The 1,250-nt window shown below is 49.9% G+C and carries 2 protein-coding genes and 1 pseudogene; all 3 read left to right on the top strand.

Annotated features, from left to right (window positions below; translation table 11 throughout):
* Positions 1 to 361: metal ABC transporter solute-binding protein, Zn/Mn family (locus R7O12_RS25580; protein WP_318126862.1), on the top strand; the 361-nt coding region annotated here is incomplete at its 5' end.
* Positions 361 to 1,095: a metal ABC transporter ATP-binding protein gene (locus R7O12_RS25575; RefSeq protein WP_318126860.1), complete on the top strand. Its 735-nt coding sequence runs from the start codon at positions 361 to 363 to the stop codon at positions 1,093 to 1,095. The genes R7O12_RS25580 and R7O12_RS25575, both read left to right, overlap by 1 nt.
* Positions 1,095 to 1,250 (top strand): annotated as a pseudogene (locus tag R7O12_RS25570) (metal ABC transporter permease); the annotation flags it as partial. The gene R7O12_RS25575 and the pseudogene R7O12_RS25570, both read left to right, overlap by 1 nt.

Below are 1,250 nucleotides of genomic sequence, written 5' to 3'. Positions count from 1 at the left end.
AGGAATGAAGGTTGCGACAACGCACAACGCATACGGCTACATTCTGCAAGAGTTTGGTGTGGATGTTGTTGCAGTGATTGAGCCAGCTCATGGCGTGGAGCCGAGCGCGAGCCAACTGCAAGAGACGATCGAGAAGATCAAACGATCTGGCATTGATGTGTTGTTTTACGAGCTGAATATGCCAAATCGCTTTGTTGATACCATCGAAGAAGCGACAGGAGTTAAGCTCTACCGTTTTTCTCACATGACGCATGGGGAATACGAAGCGAACAAAGTGGAAGTTGAGATGCGCGAAAATGTTGAGACCTTGATTGAAGCGATGAAGTTCGTGGCAAGCAAACACGCACAGGAGAAAGCGTAATGCTTGGTCCTTCTATCTCGATAGATAATTTAAGTCTCCAATACGGTGACAACGTGATATTGCAAAATGTCACGACAACCTTCGAGCCGGGCAAGTGCCATGTGATCATGGGTCCAAATGGTGGAGGAAAAACCTCGTTGTTGCGCTCCGTACTTGGACTTACGCCTTTTACTGGCGACATTTCCGTTCACTGGCCGAATAAGACTCACAATAAGCTTGGCGGAAACGTTGGTTATGTTCCTCAAAAAGCGATGTTTGAAGCCAGCTTACCGCTAACGGTGATGGATTTTGTGTTGCTGAACCAAACACGAATCCCATTATTCTGGCGCCGTAAAACCAAACAAACACAACGTGCGTTGGCGCAATTAGATCGCGTCGGCATGGCCGCTCGCTCAGATCGTCGTATGGGGCAACTTTCTGGTGGTGAGCAACAGCGTGTGTTGTTCGCTCAGGCTTTGTTAGATGACCCAAGCTTGTTGGTGTTGGATGAGCCTACAACAGGGATGGACGAGCAAGGTGTGCGTTACCTTGAAGGGTTGATACATGAAGTTGTCGCGCAGGGCAAAACGGTGTTAGCGGTTCATCATGATGTCACTGCGGTACGTCGCTTAGATGCAGAAGTGCACGCTGTTAATCGTCAGATTGTGGCGTCCGGACACCACTCGGATGTTCTGAGCCCAGATCGTATTGAAACACTATTTAAGCACTACACAACCAAAGCGGAGGCGGCGTAATGGAGTGGTTACGAGCACTGGCGGTGAGTGGTGTAGACGCTGGATGGTTGAGCGACAGCTTTGCGTACGCTTTCATGGTGAACGCGATGGTCGCTGCGCTGATTTTGGGGCCGCTACTCGGCGGGCTGGGCACATTAGTGATTGCTAAGCGTTTG

Source organism: Vibrio sp. Vb1574, from assembly GCF_033338675.1.
This window is presented reverse-complemented; position numbering and strand designations above follow the sequence as displayed.